Source organism: Paenibacillus sp. sgz302190 (assembly GCF_059820445.1).
Genome location: NZ_JBZYAO010000008.1, coordinates 70258 through 93123, shown reverse-complemented (window position 1 = coordinate 93123; position 22866 = coordinate 70258). Strand labels below are relative to the sequence as shown.

The 22866-nt window shown below is 51.8% G+C and carries 28 protein-coding genes; 14 read left to right on the top strand and 14 right to left on the bottom strand.

Annotation, left to right across the window (positions count from 1 at the left end; all coding sequences use genetic code 11):
* Window positions 1-30 precede the first annotated feature (30 nt).
* Window positions 31-927, top strand: a complete 897-nt coding sequence (locus AC6RNO_RS11790) for a methyltransferase domain-containing protein (RefSeq protein WP_497105552.1) — start codon at window positions 31-33, stop codon at window positions 925-927.
* Between the two features lie 104 nt (window positions 928-1031).
* On the opposite strand, the gene AC6RNO_RS11785 is transcribed toward AC6RNO_RS11790, so the two are convergent.
* The 4 genes from AC6RNO_RS11785 to AC6RNO_RS11770 all read right to left on the bottom strand — a co-directional run bounded on the left by AC6RNO_RS11785 (window position 1032) and on the right by AC6RNO_RS11770 (window position 4101).
* Window positions 1032-1871: an SDR family oxidoreductase gene (locus AC6RNO_RS11785; RefSeq protein WP_474679353.1), complete on the bottom strand. Its 840-nt coding sequence runs from the start codon at window positions 1869-1871 to the stop codon at window positions 1032-1034.
* A gap of 109 nt (window positions 1872-1980) precedes the next feature.
* Window positions 1981-2391 (bottom strand): MarR family winged helix-turn-helix transcriptional regulator, encoded by a 411-nt coding sequence (locus tag AC6RNO_RS11780; protein WP_488434775.1) that lies wholly within the window; start codon window positions 2389-2391, stop codon window positions 1981-1983.
* A gap of 292 nt (window positions 2392-2683) precedes the next feature.
* Window positions 2684-2938 (bottom strand): hypothetical protein, encoded by a 255-nt coding sequence (locus tag AC6RNO_RS11775; protein ID WP_497105551.1) that lies wholly within the window; start codon window positions 2936-2938, stop codon window positions 2684-2686.
* A 266-nt stretch (window positions 2939-3204) separates the two neighbouring features.
* Complete coding sequence (locus tag AC6RNO_RS11770; protein WP_497105550.1) at window positions 3205-4101, bottom strand: LysR substrate-binding domain-containing protein; 897 nt, start codon at window positions 4099-4101, stop codon at window positions 3205-3207.
* 131 nt (window positions 4102-4232) lie between these two features.
* Between AC6RNO_RS11770 and AC6RNO_RS11765 the strand changes: the two genes are divergently transcribed.
* The 3 genes from AC6RNO_RS11765 to AC6RNO_RS11755 all read left to right on the top strand — a co-directional run bounded on the left by AC6RNO_RS11765 (window position 4233) and on the right by AC6RNO_RS11755 (window position 6420).
* On the top strand, window positions 4233-4904 hold the full coding sequence (locus AC6RNO_RS11765; RefSeq protein WP_497105549.1) for a class I SAM-dependent methyltransferase: 672 nt from the start codon (window positions 4233-4235) through the stop codon (window positions 4902-4904).
* A gap of 525 nt (window positions 4905-5429) precedes the next feature.
* Window positions 5430-5867 (top strand): hypothetical protein, encoded by a 438-nt coding sequence (locus AC6RNO_RS11760; RefSeq protein ID WP_488434770.1) that lies wholly within the window; start codon window positions 5430-5432, stop codon window positions 5865-5867.
* Entirely contained in the window at window positions 5764-6420 is a 657-nt protein-coding gene (locus AC6RNO_RS11755) for a YidC/Oxa1 family membrane protein insertase (protein WP_474679834.1), read from the top strand. The genes AC6RNO_RS11760 and AC6RNO_RS11755 overlap by 104 nt, the downstream gene beginning before the upstream one ends.
* Window positions 6421-6551: 131 nt before the next feature.
* Here the strand turns inward: AC6RNO_RS11755 and AC6RNO_RS11750 are convergent, their stop codons facing one another.
* Window positions 6552-7496, bottom strand: a complete 945-nt coding sequence (locus tag AC6RNO_RS11750; RefSeq protein ID WP_497105621.1) for an acetylxylan esterase — start codon at window positions 7494-7496, stop codon at window positions 6552-6554.
* A gap of 532 nt (window positions 7497-8028) precedes the next feature.
* Here AC6RNO_RS11750 and AC6RNO_RS11745 point away from each other — a divergent pair.
* The 3 genes from AC6RNO_RS11745 to AC6RNO_RS11735 all read left to right on the top strand — a co-directional run bounded on the left by AC6RNO_RS11745 (window position 8029) and on the right by AC6RNO_RS11735 (window position 10193).
* A complete protein-coding gene (locus AC6RNO_RS11745; protein ID WP_497105548.1) occupies window positions 8029-8256 on the top strand; it encodes a hypothetical protein in 228 nt (75 codons plus the stop codon).
* A gap of 79 nt (window positions 8257-8335) precedes the next feature.
* Window positions 8336-9496: an NAD(P)/FAD-dependent oxidoreductase gene (locus AC6RNO_RS11740; protein ID WP_497105547.1), complete on the top strand. Its 1161-nt coding sequence runs from the start codon at window positions 8336-8338 to the stop codon at window positions 9494-9496.
* A gap of 91 nt (window positions 9497-9587) precedes the next feature.
* Window positions 9588-10193 (top strand): TetR family transcriptional regulator, encoded by a 606-nt coding sequence (locus tag AC6RNO_RS11735; protein WP_497105546.1) that lies wholly within the window; start codon window positions 9588-9590, stop codon window positions 10191-10193.
* Here the strand turns inward: AC6RNO_RS11735 and AC6RNO_RS11730 are convergent.
* Window positions 10145-10408, bottom strand: coding sequence for a hypothetical protein (locus AC6RNO_RS11730; RefSeq protein WP_497105545.1), 264 nt, complete (start codon window positions 10406-10408; stop codon window positions 10145-10147). The two genes, AC6RNO_RS11735 and AC6RNO_RS11730, sit on opposite strands and share 49 nt — an antisense overlap.
* 54 nt (window positions 10409-10462) lie before the next feature.
* On the bottom strand, window positions 10463-10891 hold the full coding sequence (locus tag AC6RNO_RS11725; protein ID WP_474679345.1) for a MarR family winged helix-turn-helix transcriptional regulator: 429 nt from the start codon (window positions 10889-10891) through the stop codon (window positions 10463-10465).
* A 208-nt stretch (window positions 10892-11099) separates the two neighbouring features.
* Between AC6RNO_RS11725 and AC6RNO_RS11720 the strand changes: the two genes are divergently transcribed.
* Together AC6RNO_RS11720 and AC6RNO_RS11715 are read left to right on the top strand one after the other, a co-directional pair.
* The gene (locus tag AC6RNO_RS11720; RefSeq protein WP_488434962.1) at window positions 11100-11840 is read left to right on the top strand and encodes an SDR family oxidoreductase; all 741 of its coding nucleotides are present in this window, start codon (window positions 11100-11102) and stop codon (window positions 11838-11840) included.
* Between the two features lie 261 nt (window positions 11841-12101).
* Complete coding sequence (locus AC6RNO_RS11715) at window positions 12102-12755, top strand: Bax inhibitor-1/YccA family protein (protein ID WP_474679344.1); 654 nt, start codon at window positions 12102-12104, stop codon at window positions 12753-12755.
* A gap of 176 nt (window positions 12756-12931) precedes the next feature.
* Here AC6RNO_RS11715 and AC6RNO_RS11710 read toward each other — a convergent pair whose 3' ends face one another.
* The gene (locus tag AC6RNO_RS11710; protein ID WP_497105544.1) at window positions 12932-13324 is read right to left on the bottom strand and encodes a Rid family hydrolase; all 393 of its coding nucleotides are present in this window, start codon (window positions 13322-13324) and stop codon (window positions 12932-12934) included.
* Between the two features lie 105 nt (window positions 13325-13429).
* Here AC6RNO_RS11710 and AC6RNO_RS11705 point away from each other — a divergent pair, with 105 nt between their 5' ends.
* Window positions 13430-13771 (top strand): winged helix-turn-helix transcriptional regulator, encoded by a 342-nt coding sequence (locus AC6RNO_RS11705; RefSeq protein ID WP_497105543.1) that lies wholly within the window; start codon window positions 13430-13432, stop codon window positions 13769-13771.
* Between the two features lie 646 nt (window positions 13772-14417).
* On the opposite strand, the gene AC6RNO_RS11700 is transcribed toward AC6RNO_RS11705, so the two are convergent.
* Window positions 14418-14645 (bottom strand): hypothetical protein, encoded by a 228-nt coding sequence (locus AC6RNO_RS11700; protein WP_488434766.1) that lies wholly within the window; start codon window positions 14643-14645, stop codon window positions 14418-14420.
* 95 nt (window positions 14646-14740) lie between these two features.
* Window positions 14741-15151, bottom strand: coding sequence for a DUF2992 family protein (locus AC6RNO_RS11695; protein WP_497105542.1), 411 nt, complete (start codon window positions 15149-15151; stop codon window positions 14741-14743).
* Between the two features lie 284 nt (window positions 15152-15435).
* Here AC6RNO_RS11695 and AC6RNO_RS11690 point away from each other — a divergent pair, with 284 nt between their 5' ends.
* The 3 genes from AC6RNO_RS11690 to AC6RNO_RS11680 all read left to right on the top strand — a co-directional run bounded on the left by AC6RNO_RS11690 (window position 15436) and on the right by AC6RNO_RS11680 (window position 16820).
* A complete protein-coding gene (locus tag AC6RNO_RS11690) occupies window positions 15436-15717 on the top strand; it encodes a hypothetical protein (RefSeq protein WP_474679339.1) in 282 nt (93 codons plus the stop codon).
* A gap of 76 nt (window positions 15718-15793) precedes the next feature.
* Window positions 15794-15997: a YqzE family protein gene (locus AC6RNO_RS11685; protein WP_474679338.1), complete on the top strand. Its 204-nt coding sequence runs from the start codon at window positions 15794-15796 to the stop codon at window positions 15995-15997.
* 172 nt (window positions 15998-16169) lie between these two features.
* Window positions 16170-16820 carry a GDSL-type esterase/lipase family protein gene (locus AC6RNO_RS11680; protein WP_497105541.1) on the top strand — a complete coding sequence of 217 codons (651 nt, stop codon included), beginning with the start codon at window positions 16170-16172 and terminating at the stop codon, window positions 16818-16820.
* Between the two features lie 68 nt (window positions 16821-16888).
* Here the strand turns inward: AC6RNO_RS11680 and AC6RNO_RS11675 are convergent, their stop codons facing one another.
* The 3 genes from AC6RNO_RS11675 to AC6RNO_RS11665 all read right to left on the bottom strand — a co-directional run bounded on the left by AC6RNO_RS11675 (window position 16889) and on the right by AC6RNO_RS11665 (window position 20751).
* Window positions 16889-17845, bottom strand: coding sequence for a hypothetical protein (locus tag AC6RNO_RS11675; protein WP_497105540.1), 957 nt, complete (start codon window positions 17843-17845; stop codon window positions 16889-16891).
* 132 nt (window positions 17846-17977) lie between these two features.
* Window positions 17978-18973 carry a YqhG family protein gene (locus AC6RNO_RS11670; protein WP_474679335.1) on the bottom strand — a complete coding sequence of 332 codons (996 nt, stop codon included), beginning with the start codon at window positions 18971-18973 and terminating at the stop codon, window positions 17978-17980.
* Entirely contained in the window at window positions 18970-20751 is a 1782-nt protein-coding gene (locus tag AC6RNO_RS11665) for an SNF2-related protein (protein WP_497105539.1), read from the bottom strand. The genes AC6RNO_RS11670 and AC6RNO_RS11665 overlap by 4 nt, the downstream gene beginning before the upstream one ends.
* Window positions 20752-20896: 145 nt before the next feature.
* On the opposite strand from AC6RNO_RS11665, the gene AC6RNO_RS11660 reads away from it, so the two are divergent.
* The gene (locus AC6RNO_RS11660; RefSeq protein WP_497105538.1) at window positions 20897-21736 is read left to right on the top strand and encodes a lipoyl protein ligase domain-containing protein; all 840 of its coding nucleotides are present in this window, start codon (window positions 20897-20899) and stop codon (window positions 21734-21736) included.
* 217 nt (window positions 21737-21953) lie between these two features.
* Here the strand turns inward: AC6RNO_RS11660 and dat are convergent, their stop codons facing one another.
* The gene (dat, locus tag AC6RNO_RS11655) at window positions 21954-22784 is read right to left on the bottom strand and encodes a D-amino-acid transaminase (RefSeq protein WP_497105537.1); all 831 of its coding nucleotides are present in this window, start codon (window positions 22782-22784) and stop codon (window positions 21954-21956) included.
* Between the last annotated feature and the right edge of the window lie 82 nt (window positions 22785-22866).

The window sequence follows — 22866 nt, the reverse complement described above, 5'->3', positions numbered from 1 at the left end:
CATATAAATAATGAAAAGAGGATGCGTATCATGACAAACGATTTTTTTAATGAATCGATTTGGGAGAAAGCTTGGAAGGAAGACCCGCATACGGGAGTCAACAAGATGAAAAATGCCGGAATTGATGCAGCGCGCGCTTTTGACCATAAGGCAAAATCGTTCAACGAGCAGACGTTCAATGCTGAGGGAAGACAGCGGGCAAAACGGATTATGAATTGGCTGGAAGGACAAGGCGTGATTTTCAAAGATGCCTCCATTCTGGACATTGGAGCCGCCTCGGGCGGATTTACGGTACCGTTTGCGGAGAGAGGGGCCCATGTTACTTCCGTGGAGCCTTGTCTTCCCTTGGTCGAACTGCTGGAGGAAAATATAACGGGACTGACGAACGGGAAGGTCGAGGTTGTCACTGAACCATTTGAAGATATAGATATTCAGGCAAAAGGATGGAGGAACGCCTTCGATTTCGTATTTGTATCCATGTGCCCGGTCATTGCCGATTGGGAGAGTGTGGAGAGGGTGCTGAGCTGCGCGCGGCAATTTTGCTATATCAGTATGACCGCAGGTTCCAGGGAGCACAGCCTGTTGGATGAAATTTGGCCGTTGGTCACCGATCAGCCCATGAAAAATGAACATTTGGAGATGGCTTATTTGCTCCATTTGCTGTATCTCAAAGGCTATTCCTACGAATCGCTGGTAACCCGCGAGATGAAAACGACGGAGACAACCAGAGAGATGGCGCTCCAGGAGGTTATGGAGTGGCTGAGAATTTATAAACTGCCTGCGGATGAGCGGAACCGGGCAATCGTCGCCGAGTATTTGGAGCGGACTTATCCGTCGGACAAAGTGGTCATCCGGCAGGGCGGGCGTTACGGCAAGGTGCTGATTCGATTGCAGGATCAGAGTATGTACACAAGAGAAAGTCTGTAAAATTTACTTGCGGATCGGCAGCGCGATGAAAGTCTGCAGACGCATGAAGACATGAAAAAACGCTAAGCCTGTCATGCTCGAAGGTTTAGCGTTTTTTTGCGTGCTTACAAATCCAATTGCAGTTTGCGCGTATGCAACATACCGTCCAAACCGGTAGGATCTTGGCCGACTTTAAACCGTACGAACGACTCGGCGTGCTCGGATGTGCGAATCCGCAGCGGCTTTGTTTCCATGTTCACGAGCTCCAGCATGACTTCAGCGACGGATTCCGAAGTTTGCGGTACGGAGTTGCGTTTTCTGAACATGTCGATATACCTGTCCATAACGGGCTTGTATTCATCGTCCCGGAGGCCGCCGGATTTGTCTGCGTGGGCTAAAGCGGTACTGACGAAGTTCGTTGCAATCGCCCCGGGCTCGAGCAAAGTGACGTCGATATTAAAAGTCGGCTTATAGTAGGTAGCGAGGCTTTCCAGCAAACCTTCCACGGCAAACTTGCTTGAGCAATAAATTTCATTCAAAGGTTGGCCGACTAGCCCGCCGACACTGGACGTTGCGATAATGTGCCCGGCCCCGGCTTTGCGGAGAAGGGGAAGTCCCGCGCGAATCGTATGCATAACTCCGTAGACATTCGTATTAAAGATGTTTTGGATTTCTTCAAAAGAGGCCTGGCCTAACGTGCGCAAAATGCTGAAACCCGCATTGCAAAAGAGGACGTCCAAATGCCCGTGGTTTTGCTCGATAACGGCAAATGCCCGCTCCAGCGATTCCGGCTGCGTCACTTCCATTTCAAGAAAATGGAGATTGGCTTGGTGGCCGTGCAGCTCCCGATCGCGCTCGACATGGCGCGTACCCGCGTAGACAGTCCAACCGTTGCTCGCAAAAAGCAAAGCGGTCGCTAATCCGATCCCTGAGGAGGCGCCTGTGATGGCAATAATTTTATTCATGTACGAACACTCCCATTGTTCATATTCTTAATTGTTTACAAACTAAATAATATATCAGTTAAACAAACAATTCAAGCAATAAAAAAATCCCAACAAACAAATGTTGGAATTACAGCGGCAACTTCTCCAAAAGCCGTTTCAAGGCAATTAGTTCATCAGCCGAATAGTTGGCAAACAGGTTTTCGATTTTTTTATTGTATGCTTTTAAAATCTCATTTATTAATTCGCCGCCCTGATCGGTCACTTGAATCGACAAGCTTCTGCGGCTGGTGGGATGAGGCTTGCGGACGATGAGGCCTTGCTTCTCCAGTTTATCCAGCAGTTGTGTAACGGCGCCCCGGGTCAGGCCAAATTCGTCGGCAATTTCAACGGCCATGCAGTCCGGATGTTTACGCAAAAATTCCAGCGTATACATCATCACGGGGGATATATGATAGCTCGGAAGAACTTGAGTGAGATAGGATGTGAGCGCGTTTTTGATTTCGCGAAATTTGTATATAATCAGTTGTTCATGCTCCATGCGAAGTCTCCCTTGTATTGTTTAGTATCTATACATTATAACAACAGGCTGGTTAAAATACACCCCGGTTTGCGCTGATGGGGGGAAGACCTGTGAAAGTCAGGCTGCCCAGAGGTCCACTCGTCAGGGTCGGTCGCCCCAACTGGCTGGTGACGCGAAGAAGCCTGCGAAAGAAAGTCGGGCTGTCCAGAGGCCCGTGCGCCAGAACTGGTCGCACCATCTATCCAGCACCACACATACCAAAACCTGTCACACCATCTGCCCAGAAGCCCACATGTCAGAAACTGTCGCACTATCTGCCCAGCCCCCCACACCAGAGCCAGTCGCGCCATCTGCCTGGTTGCACGAAGAAAACCTGCAAAAGTGCAGTTTTTGCCCGATGGAAATGCTGGCCACGACAAATTCCTGCAATTGTGCAGGCTTTTTGCTGCGAACAAGGGCTTAGATTCATTTTCATCAAAAATTCCTGCACAATCGCAGGCTTTTCGCCAAAACGAACCATTTTTGCGCAAAAAACCTGCACTTTTGCAGGTTTTTCCTCTGTCAAAGCCGCCGTATCCCCACTTCAGCGTCACAACCCTTACAGGAGAGGCGTGGGTTGGAGAAGAGGGGCTGCATCCCCCTCGGTTTTTCTAGCCCGTCGCATCCCCTCCGGTTCCGCTGGCTCGTAACCGACCATTGCTATGCAGCGCAACACTACGCGCTGGGTAATGCGCTCGGTGCGTGTTTTGCTGGTCGCCTATTGACGAAAGAGATTTTGCACGAGGATAACCATCATTTCATCTTGATGCAGCAGGTGTCGACGGGCGCCTGTTAGCTTTTATACGGATTTTGCCGGATCATTTGGATGAGATTTGCTGCGGCGGGCGGCAGCGGTTCGTTTTTAAGCGTGCAGATGGCGATCGTATTTTGCAGATGAATGCCTTCGACGTACACCCGGCACAATTGGCCGCGTTCTACATGTTCCCGCACTACCAGCGAAGAAACGAAGTTCGCGCCGTATCCGGCAATGACCGCTGTAATAGCTTCATGCAAGCCGTTAAATTGCAGATTGATTTTAGGTGCCGGAGTGTTATAAGTTCGGCAAAGAGCCAGCAATCTTTCCCGTGTCGAACTTCCTTCCTCGCGCATGACGAAAGGTTCCTTCATCATTTCGAGCAAGGAAACGTGCCGGTTCGCAAACCGGTGATTCGGCGCAACGACAAACCACAATTCATCCTGAAACAATTCTTCGGTCTGAACGGTGTCCGGGTATTCTTCCGGCAAACCTCCATAAATGGCCAAATCGACATCGACATTCAAAAGCTGCCTGAGAGCGTCGCTAGAATTGGTCGTCGTAATCGTCATTTCGACCTGCTCATATTGTTGTTTGAACTTTGCAATCCAGGTAGGTATCAGGAAATGGGCGGGCAAATAGGTGGCGGCCAATCGAATATGCCCGTTCGAGCCGCTGTGGTATTCATGGACGAATTGTTCGATTTGCTGCTCAACCGCAAAAAGCCGCTTGGTGAGCGCCGCGATTTTTTCGCCCGCCTCCGTTAAAGAAATCCCTCTTCCTTGCGGCTTTAACAGTGTCAGGGAGAGCTCTTTTTCGAATTTTTTGATTTGTGCCGTAATGGCCGGCTGGCTTACATTCAACAGTTCCGAAGCTCGCGTTACGCTTCCGGTCGAGGCGATTACGTGAAATAAACGCAGTGCATGCAAATTCATACGGTAGATCATCCTCGCATTAAATCATATATTTTAATTATGAATCGGGTGAAAATATATATTTTATTTATAACATATGTTCCTCTACAATGAAATCAGAAAGTCAAATCTCATATAGAGGAGCGATCGTTATGAGTCAAACGAATTTGTGGGATCAAGTGGACCGGTACATTGTGGAGCGCCTTATTCCACACGATTCCGTGCTGGAGCAAGTATTGTCGGCCAATCGGCAGGAGCGTCTTCCGGAGATCGACGTAACGCCAAACCAAGGGAAATTGCTGCATATATTTGCTCAAATGCAAGGGGCACAACGAATTTTGGAAATCGGCACTTTGGGAGGCTACAGCACGATCTGGCTGGCAAGAGCATTACCTGCGGACGGAAAAATCATTTCGCTTGAACTTGATCCGCGTCATGCCAAAGTAGCGCGCGCCAATATATCGCTGGCCCAATTGGACGGGACTGCCGAGATTCGGGAGGGGAATGCCATGGATTTGCTGGCCGAGATGGAGGAAGAGAATACGGCGCCCTTCGATCTTATTTTTATCGATGCGGATAAGCCGAACAATCCGGGCTACCTGAAATGGGCGCTCCGGTATTCGCGTCCGGGCACGGTCATTATCGGAGATAATGTCGTTCGCGAAGGCGAGATTATTAATGAGCATAGCACCGATCCGCGCGTCAACGGAGTAAGAAAGTTCTACGATCTGCTGGCTGAAGAACCGAGGATTACCGCTACCGCCATCCAGACTGTCGGCTCCAAAGGGTACGACGGCTTCGCAATAGGAATCGTAAATAGCTAAAAAGCCGGCAGCGCTACAGGCTAGAGCTGGTCGCACCATCTGCCCAAAAGCCCACCCACCAGAGCCAGTCATACCATCCGCCCAGCCCTCAGGCTAGAGCCGGTCGCATCATCTGCTCAGAAGCCCACACGCCAAAGCCAGTCGCGCCATCTGCCTGGTTGCACGAAGAAAACCTGCAAAAGTGCAGTTTTTGCCCGATGGATAAGCTGGCCACGACAAATTCCTGCAATTGTACAGGCTTTCTGCTGAGAACAAGGGCTTAGATTCATTTTCATCAAAAATTCCTGCACAATCGCAGGCTTTTCGCCAAAACGAACCATTTTTGCGCAAAAAACCTGCACTTTCGCAGGCTTTTCGCGAAGCGCACGTGCTGCCGGCGGTGCGCATTATGGGCATTTGAAACCTGACTGTCCCCGGTTTCGTATCTAAAGTAAGATGCTGCGCATCCGGCAGGCAATGATGATACCAGCCAACGCCAACACCAACATCAGCACCAACGCCGGCGCGGAAAGGAGGATACGGACAATGATGGAACTGACGATCGATGTGTCGCTAATCGTATTGCTGCTCGGCTTAAGCGGGCTTGTGGCCGGTTATTTTTATGATGTCCGTCCCTCTCCCTTTCCTGACCCGAAAGCCGGCGATGCCGGCATGGCTGCCCGCATCGTGCAGAGCACGACACTTGCTGCCGGCGCAAGGCTGCTGCGGGTGCGCAGAAAAATTCCCGTTAAGCCTGCGAAAGGGCGGGGACGGGCGGACGAGGACGCCGCATCTTTCGACTCATTCATGAACGACGAGTACGTACACATGAATCGAGGAGGAAATAAAAATGAATATACTGCTTCAACCGATCGTCGAATTGTTGAATATAGCGCTAACATCGCTTCACAGCTTCACGCTGGACTGGGGAATCGCAATTGTACTGCTCACTTTGCTGATCCGATTGCTGCTGTTCCCGTTTAGCCTAAGGATGGCAAGGCAGCAGATCAGCCAAGCGAAAATGCAGCCGGCGCTGGCCGAGCTGCGCGGCAAATTTGCCGGAGATAGTGCCAAACTGGCGCAGGAAACGATGGACGTGTACCGCCGCTTCGGCGTCAAACCGGTTTCAATGATCGCGATGTCGCTCATTCAGGCTCCTGTTTTCTTGAGCCTGTACCGTCTGTTCGCTGCGCATGGCGCGACCATGACTTCGCAGATTTTGCCGTGGATGTCCACACTCGGCGTGTACGATCCGCTGCATATTCTTCCGCTCGTCTATGCGCTGGTTACCTTCGCCAGCATGCTGATTCCGCTGACGAGCGAAGCGGCCACAGCGGGATCGCTGCTCAGCCGGGTCGGGCTTCCGCTCATGATGACCGTCGTCATGACAGCGGTCATCTGGCTGACGCCATCGGCGGTCGGATTGTACTGGACGACGAACTCGCTGATTGCCATTGCGGAACGTGTCTTTTTCCGGACTGCTGTCGGCAAAAGATGGGTGATGCAAGGGGTTAAGCTGCCCTCGGCGCTCGCATAGCGTGGTTGACCGACCGCCGTCAAGCAGCGTAACACCGCCAGCTCCCAGCGCGCGGTCCGCTCAACGCAAAAACACCCCGCTCGCCATGGCATGGCAGAGCGGGGTGTTTTTATCAGCCGCAACCTTTTGTCTTATTTATGTAAATAATTCAGCAAAGTGCGCAATTTTTTTTCGGCCGCCCCAGGGATTCCCTCATGCCCGAAGTAGCGGTGCACCGATATTTCTTTCGAGCAATTCAAATGATTGTAGACCGCAAAAACTGTAGAAGGCGGCGTAATCTCGTCGATCAAGCCGATGCTTATCCATGTATGGCAGGTGATCCGCGGAGCGAGATTCATGATGTCAAAGTAGGCAAGGGTTTGCTTCGCTTTTTGCTCGATGGCCGGGTCGCCGTTGCGGCGGAAATATTCGTTCAGCTCGTGGTACGGGCCTGCCGGCGTGATGTCGATCGCTCTTTCGAAGTGCGACAAATACGGATAGTCCGCGCAGGCAACGACAGGTATGCGCGAAAGAGCTGCGGCCGCCAGCGTCAGGGCTCCGCCCTGGCTTCCTCCGGCTACACCGACCCGCGCGGCGTCCACTTGATCCATGGAAGCGAGCACTTCGACGGCTCTGACGGCATCCATGTATACGGCGCGGTAGTAGTATTCATTGGGATTCAAAATCCCTTTCGTCATCCATCCCGTTGTATGGCCGTTGGAGGACACGATGTTGTCCTGGCTGTTGCCGTGCTGTCCCCTGACGAACATTTGCAGGGCGGCATACCCGTGCAGCGCCGTGTTGACCGTATCGTGCAGATTGCCTTCAAACGCCCAGTTGTAGCCGTGATACATGACGAGGCCGGGATGAGGCCCCTCTCCCTCCGGCAAGGCGAGCCAGCCGTCAATGTGAGCTCCGGCAAAGCCGGCAAATTGAATCCGGTAGACCCGCGCTCCCTTCACTGGATAATCATAGGGCGCCAAATCGTATTTAAGCGGCACCAGCTTTAATTCGGCCTGCGCGCCAGCCCAAAAATCATCAAAATCATGCGGCCTGGTCAGATCCGGCTTATACGTTTTCAATTGCTCCAAAGGCATATCGTAAGGTTGTCCCAATTAAGCTTACCTCCAATAATTTTAAGCTGGATGATGCATCAGTCATGCATCTTATTTATTCTAGCACGACTGGCTAACCGGCGCATCAAAAATGAAAACCCGCAGATTTCAGGGTTCTAGTAGTCTGCAACTCCAGCCACCAGACTCCCAGTAGTGTAGCAGACGTGGAAGTTCGAGTCTTTCTTGACCTTAACAAGCGAAGCCCTTAAGAAAGATCCGGAGGGTTTACCCAATAGAAAAACTGAAGGCAGCGAGCGTATATTGCCGATCTTGCTGTTTTTCTCATTGACACCTGCTGAAAATTGCAATATCCTATTATTGACTGAACAAATCAATCAAAAAACCGAACCCGTCGAAAGGAGCCATGAAATATGACCGTCGGACAATGGATTGACGGATCATAGATGCGCAATTTGCAGGCGATGTCGAAATCATTGAACCAATCGTCATTGATTGCGTGATTTTTTTTGCTTAATCATTGACTGAATTAGTCAATCATAAATTAAGAGGATAAATGATGAACTTGAATAACGAACAAAAATGGGGAAAAGCTTTGGTAATTGGAGGCAGTATTGCCGGGCTGCTGACTGCAAGAGTGCTTTCGGATTATTATGAAGAGGTTCAGATCGTGGATAAAGACGAGTTTCCCGAAAAACCGGAGGATCGTCTCGGCACTCCGCAAGCCTTTCATCCCCATCGCTTCACATGGCGCGGCAACAGAGCGCTTTTTTCCGGAATATGAGAATGAATTATTGGCTCTGGGAGCTCCGACGTCTCTGAACAAGACTGTTTACCAGATGAATCAGTATGGAAGCATAGTCATGCAATACCCGCGGAATGATATCAAGTTTAGCAGAGCGGTGCTGGAGTGGGTCATTCGCCAACGCGTGGAGAAAATTCCCAATGTTCGTTTTCTTTCGAAACATGACGTGCTAGGGTTGTTAACGACGTCCGACCACACAACTGTCACCGGCATCCAAGTACGTGAACGCGGGCAATTCATACAAGAAAAAACGCTGACGGCCGATCTCGTAGTCGATGCCAGCGGGCGCTCCTCCAAACTGGCGGCTTGGCTTGAAAAATCGGGGTATGATGTGCCGAACCCGGACATTCTGAAAACCGCTCTCGGCTACAGTACCCGCCGTTACAAGGTCCCTTCCGGCGCAGCGCATATTACGGAAAAAAGGGATGTCATCAATATCGCCGGTCAGCCTGCCAAGGGCACATCCGCAGGAATTTTTTCCTTTATTGAAAACAATATAGCGGAGCTGCTGCTTTATCATCCAGGGGGACACTTTCCTCCTGCGGATGCTGAAGAGTACGAACAGGCAGTTGCCCAACTCCCTAATCCGATCATTGCGGAAATATTGCAAGAGCTTGACCCGATTACTGCCCCCAAAAGTTACCGTGTGCCTGAATTATATCGCAACCGCTATGAAAGAATGAATCGTTGGCCGTCCGGATTGTTGGTACTGGGAGATGCGTTCTGCATATTTGATCCGATTTTTGGGCAGGGAATGACCGTTGCCGCGATGGAAGCGGAGGTGCTGGCAGCCAGTCTGGCCGATCAGAAAAACGATCCCAAGCCCGGTTTCGAGCAGAGAACGCTACAAAAGTTTCAACATGTCATCGAACCTGCCTGGTGGTTGAATTGCGCTACGGACTTGCAATGGGAAGGTGTCGAATATGCGGCTTCCGAGCCTCTGAAAGGAATTTCTTTTGGTATGAAGTACATGGATCTGCATCTCAAATATGCAACAATGGAGCGCAATTTTGAGCTGTACGGGCTGTATTGGGCAGTAAATACATTGTCGGTCTCGCCGCGTGAAATGTTGAATCCGCACATTGTTACGTCAGTGCTTTCCGCATCTGCCGAAGGCCGGCAGCTGCTCGCCGAGCTTTCGCAGCAATACGATCAGCCGCTCCAGCAATATTGGATGAGATTTTACCCAGCTTTTCCGGGATACCTGTTGAATCGATGAGGCCGTAGTTTTCGACTATCTGAAATGGTATACTCATAAGCGAACCCACCCGCAATCGTTCGATATTTCAGCGCAAAGGAGTAATTGATCGTTGGCGCCATTAAATGAAGATCAACTGCATCAAATTCGTGATGAACGCAAAGAACAAATTATAGCTGCAGCCGTTAAAGTCTTTGCACGACGGGGCATCGCCGGAACGAAAATGAGTATGATCGCTGCGGAAGCCGGAATCAGTCACGGATTGCTTTACCACTATTTCGATTCGAAAGACGAGCTTTTCACTACGCTCGTTCATGGGGCCATGATAGAAGCTGAGGCCGAAATGAAGAACGTCTATGGTCTGCCGGGAACGCCGATCGATAAAATAAGAATGTTGACTGAGAAAATACTCGATGAAAGCGGAGCGCCATATTTCATGCTAATCCATCTGGCTCGTACGTCCGAGGGCGTTCCCGAGAAGGTCAAACAGCTCATCGAAAAGTATTCTATGCAGGCTTTTGTCGAACAGCTTCGTCCGTTATTCATAGAGGGACAGCGTACGGGAGAAATTGCGGCAGACGATCCTGATGAGCAAATCTCCTGTTATTTATCGGTGCTTAGCGGACTAATGATATTGGATATGCAGCAACTGGGAGGCTATCGAACGCCTCAGGTCGACATGTTATTACGGCTTGTAACCCGTGAACCGGAAAGCTGATCGGCTATGGAGTAAAGCAGACCGAATGCGCTGAAGATCATCACTGCGCTGCCGATCTTTAAGTCGTACCCGCGAATAAAGTAATCGTCATACATGTAATGAAAAATGAGCCCCCCGTCTATGCCGCCCAAAATAATATAAAGCGTAACTCGGGCGGCCAGCGGCTTTACGCGTGTTCCGTGGAGGTTCGAGTCCTCCCGACCGCACCATTTCATCAGCAACAGGTTTCTGATCTGCTTTTTCTGGCAGAGCAGAAACCTTTTTGTTGTTTACAAATTTTGATTGATTTTAGTTAACAATTCTTTGAGGGTCTGTTGTTCATCATCGGAAAGGGATTGAAGTATTACATCCTCCACCCGTTGAAAGGACTGCTCGAAGGCTTCGATTAGTGCAACGCCTTTCGGCAGAACATAAATATTTTTTTGTCGCTCGTTATGGGCTGGAATTTTACGTTCGATGTATCCCTTTCTTTCAAGACCTTGAAGCATGCTCGTAATGCTCGCTCCGCGTACATGGAAATGATCGGAAAGGTCCTTTTGAATTAAGCCCTTCTCTTGATGATTAAAAATATAGTCAATCATCTTTCCTTGCTGAGCATTTAATCCCAGTTCTTTTATGCTCTGATCAGCTCGTTTCTTTAACTTCATTCCGATGAGCTGCAGCAAATCCAGGTAGGGTGTATCTTGCTTGGTATCCATTAAGGTTCTCCCCTCTTGCTCTTGAACTGTTATACTTCTAATTGTCAGTAATGGAACTATATAAGGATTTAATGGGCTTGTCAACAGGTGTGAATATAATTAGATCATTGACAGTTAGATATCTAAGTGTTAAAGTTCGAATGAAGAGAGGGGCTATTATATACCCTTATCTTTGATGGGAGAAAATATGAAAGTTGGTAAAATACACATGAATAATTTAAAAGGAAAAGTAGCGATTATTACTGGATCTTCCAGAGGAATTGGACGTGTTATAGCCGAGCAGCTATCTGATTTAGGTGCTAAAGTGACCATAAATTATTCCAGTAGTCCGGAAGAAGCAGCAGCGGTGGCAGAAGGCATTATTCAAAAAGGCGGCGATGCGATAGCGGTTCGTGCTGATCTCAGTAAGGTTAATGAGATCGAGGAAATGTTCGTAAAAACACTAGCCGAGTTCGGCAGAGTGGATATTCTAATCAATAATGCGGCAGTGATGATAACCAATCCCCTTGCTGAGGTAACAGAGGCTGAGTACGATAAACAATTCGCAGTTAATGTCAAAGGTATCTTCTTTGCTTGTCAACAAGCAATGAAACACATGGGGGAGAACGGAAGAATCGTTAATATCTCCACAGCTGGGACAAAACTAATATTTCCTGAAATGAGTGTATATACGGGTACAAAAGGGGCGGTTGAACAACTCACTCGTCAGCTCGCGATGGAATTCGGTCCTAAAAAAATTACCATTAACGCCGTAGCACCGGGTCCTGTTTCCACCGAACATTTTAAAGTGGGGAAAACGGAGGAAGAAATCGAATTCATGAAAAGCATGAGTCCATTTGGCCGTATCGGTATGCCGGAGGATATCGCAAATGTAATTGAGTTTCTGGTCAGCGATAAATCCCAGTGGGTTACTGGTCAAACCTTGCATGTAAATGGAGGACTTAATTAAAGCTTTTCATATAAAAATCGTACAGCGCATTACGTGGACTTCTTCAAGCCTTGTGGTGTCTGAAAGAGACGGAAAAACCCGCGAAAAACCTTGATTCTACAAGGCTTTTCGCGGGTTTTATGTTCCTCATCTTTGACTTGTTTTCCGCTTGTTTCCCAATCGCGTACGCGTTTTAGCATCCTGTATGTGGCATCTTACATGAAATAAGGATATAATACATAGTATAGATTGTACAACTTTTTACAAAGGGGATGAACGTTCGTGGAAAGAACAATTACAGCTTCTCACTCAGGCAGCTTTGCTCACGTGCTGCAGACATTCGCGTTATCGCTGCTGGTTTCCTTTATCGGAACGTTGATCGGCGCCCTGGTCGTTCCTGCGGAATTAGTTATGCTGTTCGTGGTGGCGGAACTTGTCATGCTGGTGGCGGCCATCGTAATCCGGATGCGCGGCAAAAATATCGGCTACGGATTCCTGTACGCCTTCACCGCTATTTCCGGCGTAACGCTGTATCCGGTAATTATGAAATACGGCGGCTTGCTCGGCGCGCAAGTCGTATCCGGCGCATTTTTTGCGACAGCTGCGATTTTTGGCGGCTTGGCTTTCTACGCGCACCGTTCCAAAAGAGATTTCAGCTTTCTTGGAGGTTTCCTGTTTGCTGCGACAATCGGACTCGTTATCATGAGTCTCATCTCTATGTTTGTGTCCTTCGGTTCGGTCATGAATCTCGTATGGTCGATGATCGGCATTCTGATTTTCAGCGGATGGGTGCTTTACGACGTGTCCCAGTACCGCGACGGCGTAGCCGCAGAGGAAGTGCCGTTAGCGGCGCTGAACATTTATCTGGATTTCATCAATTTGTTCTTGTACATCCTCAGATTTCTGGCCTCTATCGCCGGAATTAACCGGAATTAATCGGCGGATCGGCATCAAGCCGGCAGAACAAGCACCTTCGGACCGTACGTGGCGTACGGCTGCCGGAGGTGCTTTTGTTTTGTCGACGTCCCGGCGGCATGAAAGGGCATCCGCGATAGTCCCTTGCCGCTTTCGAAGCCTGACCGCCCGGCGCTGCGCCGACCGCGGTGCCCGAGTTAGTCGATGTGTGCGACGGCGCGGATTTCGATCAGTTGATGTGGGAACGCCAGACCCGACACGCCGATGAGGGTGACGGCCGGCCGATGATCGCCTACATACTCCTTGTACAGAACGACGCACTGCTCGAAATGCTCCCGCGGATTTGTCAGAAAGACCTCCATCTCAGCGATGTTCGACCTCGTGACACCAAATCCCGCCAGCACTCTATCGAGGTTCTCCAGCGTCTGCCGGGTCTGTGCCTCGATATCGCCCTCGCCAACGAACGCTCCCTGCATATCGTGGGAAAATTGTCCCGAGATGTAGATGGTGCCGTTGACGCTGTAACCTTGGGTGACGCCGAAAGCTTCTTCCCATGCAACACCGTGATTGTAGGTTTGAGCAATAGTCATTTTTTTCTCTCCTTTACTTCAAAGTAAGGTTAGTATAAACTGAGCACAAATTAAAAAGTAGTACGCACTTTTTTGACAGGTACTACCTGAAAGGATAGTGTAAATATGAGTATGGCTGAATATAAAGGTAAGGTTAAAAATATTCAAGATACACCTTTTGGCTATACAATGTCGATTATTGGCGGTAAATGGAAAATGGTCATTTTTTACCTTTTAGCAGAAAACCAACCGGTTCGCTTTAATGATCTGAAAAGACAAATAGGAACTATTACTTTTAAAACATTGAGTTCACAACTAAAAGAATTGGAAGCGGATGGTCTTGTGAAACGGAAAGAGTATCCTCAAGTTCCCCCTAAAGTCGAGTACAGTCTCACGGATAAAGCGGAAACTCTATTACCCATATTGGAAGGGTTATGTGAGTGGGGAGCAAAAAACCGAAATAATTAAATCCGGTTTTCCAATTGCGCTCGGTGTTAGAGAGTCCGTACTGTTGATCACAAGAAATGTAGACGCGAAAGTTGAGTTGCTAACAAGGTGTGGGCTATTGCGGTACGGCGGACGGTCATAAGACGGCTTGACAGGCCGGACTGGGGAGAAAACCCGCGAGATTGCTCCAAAGCGCGGGTTTTAATGGGTTATTGTGGAAGAACTGTTCATTTTGGCGAAAAGACCGCGTAGCAGGCTGCTCAGCAACCAATACGCCAGAGCCGGTCACACAATCTGTCTGGGTTCGCAAAGAAAACCTGCAAAAGTACAGTTTTTGCTCGGTTGATCCGCTGGCTGCGAAGAATTCCTGCAAATGTGCAGGCTTTTCGCCGCGAATATGGGTTCAGTGCCACTTTAAGCGAAAATTCCTGCACAATCGCAGGCTTTTCACCAAAACGATCCATTTTTGCAGAAAAAGCCTGCACTTTCGCAGGTTTTCCGAAAAGTGCCGATGAACGTTAGTTCCGGCGGGCAAGCTTGCAGGTTTTCGCGCACTGCTGCCGGTTCGTTGGCGGGGAAAGCCCCGCTTTTGCGAGGGGCCTCAGAATAGCCGGTGTTGTCTCGGGCATCAACAGGTTCCCCGCCCTACGACTTACGGCAGCCTTACTTACGATGACCGCTCGGCCGAGGATGCCGCATAAAAAGGGATGTCGCCGCGGAAAATCCGATTGATTTCCAGCAAAGTATGAATCAACTGGATGAGCTCGCCATGATTGAACCGGACGGCACCCGGGACCGCGGTCTCCTCCTGCGTGGAGACATGAAGCTCCATCAGCTTGTCTCCCGGATGAATCAAAATTTTCAATTGATCGGTGTGAAGCATGCTTTTCCACATTCCGGAACGCACCTCTTTCTCTCTAGTTGTTCTAGTATATGCGGGAAAAAAAAGAATAGAAGCCGAATTTCGGCTTCTATTCTTGTAAACCGGCGTCACCGGCCGCGATGCTTCGCTTTTGCCTTCATGCGCTTCATCTCGCGCTTCAGCTGCTTGCTCTCTTCGCGCTGCTCGCGCGAGCGCGTTTTACGTTCTTGCTTGCGCTGCTCAAGCTCAAGCTTCATGGCTTCCTGGGCGGCCGAAGAGACGCCCTTCCGCTGCATGTCTTGCGCGGCGAGGCGCTGGGCGCGTTTGGGATTGATCCGCCGTTCGGCGGCCGGCTGAACGGCGGCGGACTGCCGTACCCGTTCAAGCCAGCCGATCATCCGGGTACGGACGAATTCCAGAACCTCCGCATCGCCCGGTTCGGAGCCGAAAACGTAGCGGGCGGCGCGCAGCTTGCCCCCGCGCTCTTCTTCGATGACGCCCACCCAGAAGGCCTGTTCAAAAAAAACAGTCAATTTCATGCATATTCCCCTCCTGATTCAACAAACAGCGATGGACATCCCGAGGGGGAAGGATATGGCATAGCGTCATCTATGCATCCGGACTACCAACCGGACTGTGTTTTTTCGCTCATTCCCATTATAGAAGGACTGCGCTGCGCCACCAAAGGAAAAAACGATTGCAAAGAAACAAATCCGCGCGCCGGGCGAGCAGGTTAGGCGTTGGATTTGTTTATGTACAAGCACTTTTTCACATCCCCGGCACATACAATTAATTGATCACAATGGTGAAGGGGAGATGACCTATGGCGGCATGCAGCACATGGACTTATAGAGGTATTTCGTCTTCGGTTTTCAAAGGATTGCAAAATATTGGCAGAAAACAGGGCTTTTCCATCCCGAACGCTCCCTCCGGAAGGTTTGCGATTACGGTATCCGGCCTCAATGTCGGATTTCAGTACGCTTGGGATGTGGGCAGCCAGACGCTGCTGCTGCAGTGCGTAAACAAGCCGATACTGGTGGGCTGCAGCACGATCAAATCGTTTGCGGATAAGATCATTTTCGAGAGCGGCGGCAGAGTCTCTTAAACGCCTTCCCGCCTGTCCGACCCGGTTAAGCTTGCGCGGCAATGGCAACACTAGGGAGGGAAGGGCAGGTGGCTCAATGGCTAAGAACGACGATCTGGTCAAATACATCACGGAGCAGGTTGTGACATACATAGAAACGCCGAAAGACGTGCGCAAACAGGCGAAAACAAGCACGAAGGAGCAGCGGGAACATTGGCAAACCCGCTGGTTTGGCATGCTGCCGCTGGCCGCGCGGATGCTGTTCGATAAAATCAGAGCGGGCAAAAGAAAATCTCCCTGAGCGTCTGCACGCTATTTTGCATACATATCAATTGGAGTTCATCGGGACAAACTCATGAAGCCTCCCGGCGAGCGGCAGCGCATTTTGCCTGCCTTTTGCCGGGAGGTTTTTTGGGCTGCATAGCGAATTAGGAATAGGATTAGGTATGAACAAGCAGAAAGGGAGTAATCAGATGAAGTTGGAAATGTACGACAAACTGGTCATGATCGGCGACTCCGTTACGGACTGTGAGCGGGCGAGGCCGATTGGCGAAGGGCTGTTCGGCGCTTTGGGCAAAGGATATGTCGCGTTGGTCGACGGGCAGTTGAACGCTTTGTACCCCGAGCTTGAAATTCGCACAGTCAATGTAGGCACAAGCGGGAATACGGTGCTCGATCTTCAGCAAAGATGGCAGACGGATGTGCTGGATCAAAAGCCGGACTGGTTGTCCGTCATGATCGGCATTAACGATGTGTGGCGGCAGTTCGACTCCCCGACACAGCCGGAATGCCATGTCGATCTCGAAACGTACGAGGCGACGCTGCGGACGCTTGTAACTTCCACCCTGCCGCATGTAAAAGGCATCGTGCTGATGACGCCGTTCTACATCGAGCCGAATCCGCAGGATGCCATGCGCAGCCTGATGGATCAGTACGGCGCGGCAGTGAAGCGCATAGCGGAACAAACAAATTCCGTTTTTGTCGATACGCAAGCCGCTTTTGAACCGCTTCTGAAAACGTTTTATCCGGCGTACGTCGCCTGGGACAGGGTTCACCCGAACCATGTGGGGCATACGCTGCTGGCCAACGCATTTTTGCGCGGCATCGGGTTCCGCTGGAACTAAACGAACAAAGCCTTGGCTGCCGCAGTTTGTACTGCGGTGCTAAGGCTTTTGCCGTTTGAAAAGGCTGTTTACGGGTAGATGCTGCCCTGCTTGACAGCCGATCGAAAGAGAACGTAACGCGGGCCTTCATGATCGAGAATGAGGTAGGGCTCATTCGCATCCCACTGGCGGTAGCCGATGACCGCGAGCGGCAGCGTAACCTGGTGATCGAACAGCTCGGCTACATATGTAAGGTTTTTGCTCACTTGAAGCTCGGCCTGCAGGTCCTGCGGGCCGCCGATAGCCGCCGGCCTGCCGACCACCCACTGAAGCCGCTCGTAAGGATCGAAGGAGGGCAGCAGAAGCTCCTGGCCGGTTCCCGTAAGCTGCGTGCCGGCTCTCGGCTGCGGCTCGTTCGCCGGCTTCGGGTCTGCCTTAATAGGCAGCAGTTCCCCCGATTTTGCGTCCACGTAATAAGTTTGGCCTTCCCTGCCAATTTTCCAGACTGCGGCGAACGAGTCCGTATACAGCCGTTCTTTGGTGACCGCCGTACTATCGATAAATTCGGAATACGATAAAGTATCGGGAATAAGTTCCTGCTGCATCAAAGTTCGATACAGCGTTGCAAGGCTGAATAACGGCTTGCCGCCGGTTCCGTATTCGGTAAGTTGGAACGAGCCGTCGTCCGCTGAGCTTACGACCATGTAGCCGACTTCTTGTCCGTCTTTACTGACGATGACGACCCATCCGTGCGTTCCCGGCCCAAGCGGATACCGGGTCCAGGTCGCCGTTTGCCAGCTTTCGAAGCCTTTTTCCTTGGCCAGCGCCGCTTTCCAGCTGCCGACCGCCTCATCTATGCTTGACGGCTTGGCCCCTCGCACTGCTTGCTGCGGAGCGGCGGCGGGTACAGGCGCCCGGTTCGTTTCCTTTTGAACAACGATAAGGCTTGTCCGGCTCAAATCGTCAGTCGCAGACGTATGAACCGGGGCAAAGAGGAGAGCGCCCGCGTTAATCAGACAAGCGGCAGTCCAAGCGATCCATTTCATTGGCAACCGTTCACCTACCCGTCTATAAGGATATGTCCAACCGATATTTGTATGTCCTTATTGTAAAACTTATGCATTAAAAAGAATGTTAGAACCTGTAGCGGCATATTTGAAAAGTTTTAGCGACTTGCGTCAGTTTCTGGTCGCACTCCCCGAGTTTAAATGAAACAGTCCGCAATTGACGACAGAAACGACGATTCTCGGCTTATACTGCCAATCGATTTCCTGCAAGCGGTTGCGGCACTGCATCTCCACCTCGGGCCGCTGCTGCGGCTCGACACTAAGCAGGAGGCCGTTGTAGAACGATTCGACGCGCTTGATTTCACTGCGGTGCTGCTCATTGGCCTCGTCCGCCCAACTGTGATCGATGGTGCGGATTTTACTCTCCAGCACCATCTCCAAAGCGTTGACCGCTTTCGGAAGAGAGAGCGTGTCAGGCAGCATGTAGCTCCCGACAGGCAGCTTCGGCGACAAGCTTTTGGTAAGCAGATGCTTGTGAAAATGCTCGCGGATTTCGCCGCCGGCGAGCCGGATGGCCAGCGAGTGGATCTCGCTCCGCTTGCGGTCGCACGCCAGCTCGACTTTGTAGTTGACGCAGAACCACCGGTCGTACGTCAGTGTGCTGCGGGCGGAGGCCTGCAGCGGGAACGGCTCCTCGAACAAATGGACGAACCGTCCGCGCTGTCTGACGATGCCGAACATTTGCTCAAGCCGCCGGCTGCCGAACGTCACTTCGTCCTGCGGCACGCGGGTCATCACCTGGGTCGGCACAAAGCCGAAATAACGGCCGAGAATGCTATCGGAACCGCCGTCCTTTGTCGCAGCAGCAGCAGGGAAACCCGCCGCAGCTCCGTTCGGGTCCGCCGGCCCCCGTGCGCCCGCCGCCTGCTGCTTCGGCTTTGCTTCCGCTTTCATCTGCTCCGGGTCGAAGATGAATTTGTAGGTCATCGTCTCCGCCTGTGCGCCTGTGCGTTCCACAAAGCTCCAATAATACGGGCGGCCCGTCAACTCTTTGTCGGCTTCGGGCGAAAGCTTCGCCGTCACATAAGCAGGCGTTTTCTCCATGATCGTGCAGCCGTAGGCTTCGAGAAACCGCATGACGAACGTATGAATGTTTCGTTTGTTCATGGTCCGACCTCAGTGCCGCCGGCAGCGTTCAGCAGGGAGCGGAGGCGGCTGGCAGCCTGCTCCTCCGACTCCACCTCGGATTGAATGTCGGAGAAGGCGGAGCCGATTTCATCGAGCTTTCTGCGGATGTCGTCCTGCGAGCCCGATTCCATCACCATGCGGAACAAGGAGGATTCGAGTGAACCTTTTTTTTCGATCCGCTCCAAAATCGTGTCCAGCCGGCCGATCACCATTTCGAACATGTTGATTTTTTCGTGCAGCAGGGACAGGATATGTTGTTCGATCGTATTCGTTGTGGATAAGTTGTAAATGTTCACGTCATGCGTCTGGCCGAGCCGATGCACGCGCCCGATTCGCTGCTCCACGCGCATCGGATTCCACGGCAGATCGAAGTTGATCATATTATGGCAAAATTGCAGATTGATCCCTTCGCCGCCGGCTTCGGTTGCGACCAGCACTTGGGCCCGGCCCCGGAACAAGTCCATCATCCAATCCTTTTTCCCCCGGTTCATGCCTCCGCGGTAAGGAACGGCGCTAATTTTGCGTTCTTTGAGATAATTCAGCAAATATTCCTGAGAAGCGCGGTACTCCGTGAAAATAATGACTTTCTCGCCGATCTCCTGCACGAGCTGCATCGTTTTTTCGGCTTTCGTATTGGCTTTGATACTGCGGATCAGCTCGACGAGATCCCAGATTTTGGCCCGCACCGGCGAATCTTCGGCCGTTTTTTTGAACAGGTTGACGAGCGTAATAAATATCGCGTCACGCGAGCTGCACACTTCCCGCTGCAGCGTAATCAGCGACAGCATGCTGGTCAGATCGCCGGCGCTTTCCTGGTAGCGGGTGCGCACAAAATCGGTCACGCCGTCGTAAAGCGCCTGTTCTTCAGGCGAAAGCGTAAGCGGGATGTTTTTGACGATACGTTTCGTGTATTGAAGCCCGCCTTCTCCGCGCCGGTTGCGGATCATGACCTTGGCCAGCTCCTGCTGGAGGATGTCTTCGTTTTTCGGTATCCGTTTGCCGACGACAAAATTCGTTTTGAAGCTGCTTTGCCCGCCGAGCTGGCCGGGTTTGAGCAGCGTAATCAGATTGTAAAGCTCCTTCAGATCGTTCTGGACCGGAGTGGCGGTCAGCAGCAGGCAATATTTTTTACGCAGTTCGTTGACGAACGTGTAGTTGGTCGTTTTTTTGTTTTTGAGCTTGTGCGCTTCATCGACAATCAGCATGTCGTATTCCAGGCCCATGACGATTTCGCGGTGCGGGTCGCGCTTGGCGGTGTCCATGGAGGCAACGATGACATCGCACTGCTGCCACATGTAAGCTTTCTTTTGCGCGGCGGCGTGGATGCCGAACTTGCTGTTCAGCTCCCGTACCCATTGCAGCACAAGGGAGGCGGGGACGAGGATCAGCGCTTTGCGGACCAAGCCGCGGATCATGTACTCCTTGAGAATCAACCCGGCTTCGATCGTTTTGCCGAGCCCGACTTCGTCGGCCAGTATGGCCCTGCCGCGCATTTCGTTCAGCACCCGCCTGGCGGTCTCAAGCTGATGGGGCATCGGTTCGAGCTGTCCCAAATGAACGAGGCATTGCAGCTCGTCGAAGCTGGGGATAAGGGCCGATTCTTCCGATTCGTAGGCGAGCTGGTACAACGTCCAGTCGTCCCAGGGGCCGCCTCCGCGCACACGGCTGTCCAGTTCGGCAAACCATTCCCGGTCAACATGCATATGAAGGTGATCATGAATGGGGCGAATGTTCTCCTGCTGTTCGTTATGGCGCATGGGTAGGCCTCCTCCTGATCGTGCACATACGTGCGAATACGTGTTAGTATGTCCAAAAAGGGGGCTTTCATAACTTTTCCACCCGGTTGTGGTATGATGAAATGCAGAGGATGCAGCAATAAATGAAAGAATGGAGTGCATAACGATGGCAACATGGCGGTTCGTACACACAGGAGACCGTTCTCCTGCTGAAAATATGGCTATAGACGAGGCGATTTTAACGGCGCACAGCGAAGGCAAGGTGCCGCCGACCGTTCGCTTTTACGGATGGAGTCCGGCGACGCTGTCGATCGGTTATTTTCAAAAAGCGCAGGAGGTCGACCGCGAGGCGGCTGCTGCGGAAGGGATCGGCTTCGTAAGGCGGCCGACGGGCGGCAGAGCCGTTTTGCATGACAAGGAGCTGACGTACAGCATCATTGTATCGGAGACGTACCCGGGCATTCCGGCAAATGTAACGGAAGCATACCGCGTGCTAAGCGTCGGGCTGCTTCAAGGCTTCCGGGCGCTCGGCCTCGGCGCGGAGATGGTTCAACTGGCGACCGACGAAGAGAAGGAGAAATATGCGTCTGCGGGCTCGGCCGCCTGCTTCGACTCTCCTTCGTGGTACGAGCTCGTCGTCGAAGGTCGCAAAGTGGCGGGCAGCGCCCAGGTTCGGCAAAAGGACGTCGTCCTGCAGCACGGCTCGATTTTGCTCGATATGGACACGGACCAACTGTTCCGTCTGCTGCGTTTTTCGAATGAGAAGGTGGCGGAACGGATGAAGCAAAGCTTCCTGAAAAAAGCGGTCGCCATCAACGAGCTGCTGCGCGCCCAAGGCAAGGAGCCGGTAACGCTGCAGCAGGTGGAGGCGGCGTTCCGCAGGGAAATTGCCGACGGTTTGGGCGTCGAACTGGAGGAGGCGGAGCTGGCGCCTTATGAAGCGGAGCTGGCGGACCGGCTCGTGCGGGAAAAGTACGGGACGGACGAGTGGAATTTGCGCAGATAAGCGAAGGCAGACGCCCCAGCGGCTCGAATAGAGCTCTGGGGCGTCTTTGTGCTGACGGCCGCTTGCCCGGCGGTATCCGGGCATGACGGTGGCTCGGATATCGCCGGCTGACCGGCAAATGGCCGGGAAGATTGTGGAACTTCAGACTGTTGCAAACTCGTACGGAAAACCTGTAAAAACTTCAGTCTGTTGGAGGGAAAGAAGGCGTGACGGCTCCTTACTTCGCAAAAGTCCGTTCGAATTGCTGCTGCAGCTTGCGCGTCAGCGGCCCAGGTTCGCCCGTTCCGACCGGCCGGCCGTCGATGCGGACAAGAGGCGTAATTTCGACCGTTGTTCCGGTGATGAACATCTCGTCGGCTTCCGCCAGATCCGTCAGCGTAAACGGTTCCTCCCGCACATCCATGTCCAGCGACCCGGCAAGCCGCAGCACGACGGCCCGCGTAATGCCGTGAAGGATGAGGTTGTTGGCCGGATGCGTATATAGCACTCCGCTGCGTATCATCATTACGTTGGAGGCGCTGCACTCGGTTACGGTACCGTTACGATGCAGAATGACTTCCTGCACGCCGTGGTCGAGAGCCGCTTGCTTGGCCATGACGTTAGGCAGCAGATTGAGCGTCTTCAGGTCGCATCTCAGCCACCTGATGTCGTCCGTCGTAATGGCGGAAATGCCGCTGCTCATCGTCGCTTCCGGCCTTTTTACCTCCGTACAGTAAGCCATCATAACTGGTTTGGCCTGAGCGGGAAAAGGATGCGCGCGCGAGGCTTCGCCTCTTGTGATCTGCATGTACAGCGTGCCTTCCACGACACTGCTTTCCCGGACCAACTTGGCCAAAATATCTTTGATTTGTTCCGTCGAATAAGGCAGCTCGATCCGGACGTCTTCGGCGCTGCGGACTAATCTCCGAAGATGGGCGTCCTGCTCGTACAATTCCCCGTTATAAATGCGAAACACTTCGTAAATTCCGTCTCCGAAATAATAACCCCGATCGTCCGGCGATACGGCCATATCTTTTTTATCCACAAATTGATCTTTGTAAAAGTACACGAGCGCAGCCTCCTCAAAAAGTTCATATGAACATACATCCATCTCTATATGTTAGCACTCGTGTGCAATTTTGCAATCGGCT